The sequence below is a fragment of the Pseudoalteromonas sp. SR44-8 genome, assembly GCF_014163635.1.
In the GTDB taxonomy this organism is placed as follows: domain Bacteria; phylum Pseudomonadota; class Gammaproteobacteria; order Enterobacterales; family Alteromonadaceae; genus Pseudoalteromonas; species Pseudoalteromonas rhizosphaerae.
The window spans coordinates 4,641-8,220 of record NZ_JACJDS010000068.1 but is presented as its reverse complement, the minus strand read 5'-3'; the positions used below and the strand labels follow the sequence as shown (position 1 = coordinate 8,220).

Genomic DNA, 3,580 nt, shown 5'->3' with positions numbered 1-3,580 from the left:
TAGGTATTAGGTATTAGGTATTAGGTATTAGGTATTAGGTTAAAGGCAGAGATTAGCTACACCTGAAATCTAATGACTGATGGTTCAATACAACCGCGCGGCATAAAGCCGCGCCTACGCTTTAAAGCATAGGAGCTAGGCTTTAGGCTCTAGGTCCTAGTCACTTCCCTAGCACCTTTGTCTTCCTAGCACCTTTAATCTTTTAGCGGTGGCAAGCCACTCGCCTACAAGCTATTAATTAAACACCAGAGTAAAATGCAACACCCGTAGGCGTTGAGCTTGCTGACGCGTGTTCGTTAACACATTTATGAATAAATCAATTAAACAATTTTTACCACCGAGAGCACCGAGGCGCTTCGCGCTACACCGAGAAAGTAAAGTAAAGTTAAGCCTAGCACCTTTAAACTCTTTCGCGGCTGAAGCCAGCTCCTACGATAAATTTAAACCCTGTAGGAAATGGCTTTAGCCATGAATTTTATAATCCCCGCGCCATAAAGCCGCGCCTACGCTTTAAAATATAGGAGCTAGGCTTTAGGCTCTAGGTCCTAGTCACTTCCCTAGCACCTTTGTCTTCCTAGCACCTTTAATCTTTTAGCGGTGGCAAGCCACTCGCCTACAAGTGATTTAACACCGAAATAAACCTTAACACCGTAGGCGTTGAGCTTGCTGACGCATAAACACCGAAACAATATTGAATATCGCGGTGGCAAGCCACTCGCCTACAAGTGATTTAACACCGAGATAAACCTTAACACCGTAGGCGTTGAGCTTGCTGTCGCACCAACACCATAACAATATTGAATATCGCGGTGGCAAGCCACTCGCCTACAAGTAAGTGATTAAACATCAAAGTAAACTTTAACACCGTAGGCGTTAAGCTTGCTGACGCACCAACACGGAGCCACATTTAAAACATAGGAACTAGGTTTTAGGCTATAGGTCCTAGTCACTTCCCTAAAACCTAATACCTTTGTCTTCCTAGCACCTAGTCACTTCCCTAGAGCCTAAAACCTCTAACCTTCTCTCTTCAACCTTTTAATTTGACATTTTTTATCCTAACCTTGTTTCTAATTTGTATAATTTAATCAACAAGGATCAACCATGAAAATTACCCATCATGGAGCGGTGAATGGGGTTACGGGGTCATGCCATCAGTTAGATTATGATCAACATTCATCGGTGTTAATTGACTGTGGACTTTTTCAAGGGGAAGACGCAGGGCCAAGTTTAGCTATCGACTTTGATATCTCTACTGTCACTGCGCTGATTGTTACGCATTGTCATATTGACCACGTTGGCCGCATACCTTACTTATTTGCTGCTGGTTTCACTGGCCCTATTTTTACCTCGAAGGCATCGGCAAGTCTATTGCCATTAGTGATCGAAGATGCACTTAAAGTCGGTGTAACGCGAGATCAAAAAATTATTAACGCCTGTTTAAGCTTACTTACCAAGCATATTGTCGCTATCGAATTTAATACCTGGTTTGACTTACCAACCACCAGTAACAAGCCCATCGCGAAAGCTCGCTTACAGCGTGCCGGGCATATTTTAGGGTCCGCCTATGTTGAAATAGATATAAAAACTAAAACTAGCAAGGGAAATTCCCATCGCGTAGTATTTTCTGGTGACCTAGGAGCGCCGCATACTCCGCTACTGCCTTCCCCCAAAGCGCCTTACAAAGCCGATACTTTAGTGATCGAATCAACCTATGGTGATAAAAACCATCAAGGCCGAAAAGAACGCACGCAAACACTGAAAAAGGTGATTGAAAAAGCCGTTGCCGATAATGGCATTGTACTTGTGCCAGCGTTTAGCATTGGCCGTACGCAAGAGTTACTGTACGAACTGGAGCAAATAATTCACAACGCAGCTAAAAATTCGCCATGGCAAAGCATAGAAGTCATTGTGGACTCCCCTATGGCAGCTAACTTCACCACAGAGTATCGAAAATTTAAAACTCTCTGGGACGATGAAGCAAAAAAACGCTTAGCCAAAGGTCGTCATCCATTAAACTTTGCGCAGTTGCATACTATCGACAGCCACCAAGAGCATATTGCCGTAATTAATTACCTAAGCAAACGCAAACAACCCGCGATTATTCTTGCCGCTAGTGGCATGTGCACCGGCGGGCGAATTGTGAATTATCTAGAGCGATTTTTACCTGATGAAACTACCGATGTGATTTTTGTTGGCTACCAAGGCCGTGGCACGCTCGGCCGAGATATTCAAACCTATGGACCAAGTAATGGTTATGTGCATATTAATGACCATAAAATCACCATTAACGCAGCAGTACACACAATCAGCGGCTACAGTGCTCATGCAGATCAAAACGGCTTAATAAAATTTGTAACAGGTATGCGTAAAAAGCCCAGCCATATAAAAATAGTGCACGGTGATGATAACGCCAAAAATGCGCTAGCAGCAAAATACAAAGAAATACTAGGAGATGAGGTGAATGTTGAGATTGGAAAATGAGGGGGGGCAGTCAGGTTTTAGGTTTTAGGTTTTAGGTTTTATCAAAAATAACTATAAAATCAGTGTGGGTAATTAAAAAACTTAAACAATTTAAACGTCTCAGATTCGTTCTTTAATTTTAGAGATTAAGCTCGACAGCATTTTTGATAACTCAGATGTTTCACACAGCCAAAGTTGACCGATATTCGAATCAATATAGTTTATATCAATACCTATATAAATTTGTGTTCTAGCTTCAGCTAAAGAAGAACGAGCAATATCTAAAAAGCGCACTTTTTCTTTATCGCTATCTCGTGTCATTCCCTCAGCAATATTACTAGGTACAGACAATCCGGCACGTGTTAACTGATCTCGAAAACCAAAATCTTTTGTTATTGTTGAATTTTTATAGATATCTGCACTTAAACGAGCAGCTCGTTTCCACACTTCTAAGCTTTCAAAGTTCATCATGCCTATTATCCTTAACAGTAATTTATTTTGAGCTTAGTTTTTATTTAATAAAATACAACCTTAAATTTTTTGCTCTTAATATCTACCTAACACCCAATACCTAACACTTTTGACCTTTTAGCGGTGGTAAGCCACTCGCATACACGTAATTAAACACCAGTATACAATTTAACACCGTAGGCGTTAAGCTTGCTGACGCGTGTTCATTAACACCTTTATAAATAAATCAATTAAAATCTTTCGCGGCTAAAGCCGGCTCCTACGATAAATTTACCCCCTATAGGAAATGGTTTTAGCCATGAGTTTTTAAACCCGCGGCATAAAGCCCCGCCGACTCTTAACCCTAACACTGTGCTTGGTTTAATCTCTACCTAAAACCTAACACCTAACACCTAACACCTTTAACCTTTTCGCGGTGGCAAGCCACTCGCCTACACGTAATTAAACACCTGAATACAATTTAACACTGTAGGCGTTAAGCTTGCTGACGCGTGTTCATTAATATCTTTGTGAATAAATCAATTAAACAATTTTTACCACCGAGAGCACCGAGGCGCTTCGCGCTACACCGAGAAAGTAAAGTTAAGCCTAACACCTAGCCACTTCCCTAGAACCTTTAAAATCTTTCGCGGCTAAAGCCGGCTCCTAC

The 3,580-nt window shown here is 41.5% G+C and carries 2 protein-coding genes; one reads left to right on the top strand and one right to left on the bottom strand.

Annotated elements, in window-relative coordinates; translation table 11 throughout:
- Window positions 1-1,101 precede the first annotated feature (1,101 nt).
- Window positions 1,102-2,481, top strand: a complete 1,380-nt coding sequence (locus tag H5183_RS21115) for an MBL fold metallo-hydrolase RNA specificity domain-containing protein (protein ID WP_182732651.1) — start codon at window positions 1,102-1,104, stop codon at window positions 2,479-2,481.
- 99 nt (window positions 2,482-2,580) lie between these two features.
- Here the strand turns inward: H5183_RS21115 and H5183_RS21110 are convergent, their stop codons facing one another.
- Complete coding sequence (locus H5183_RS21110; protein ID WP_182732652.1) at window positions 2,581-2,928, bottom strand: four helix bundle protein; 348 nt, start codon at window positions 2,926-2,928, stop codon at window positions 2,581-2,583.
- Window positions 2,929-3,580: the final 652 nt, after the last annotated feature.

Coding starts and splice junctions, on each gene's coding strand:
- H5183_RS21115 (WP_182732651.1), top strand. CDS start 1,102: ATGAAAATTACCCATCATGGAGCGGTGAATGGGGTTACGGGGTCATGC.
- H5183_RS21110 (WP_182732652.1), bottom strand. CDS start 2,928: ATGAACTTTGAAAGCTTAGAAGTGTGGAAACGAGCTGCTCGTTTAAGT.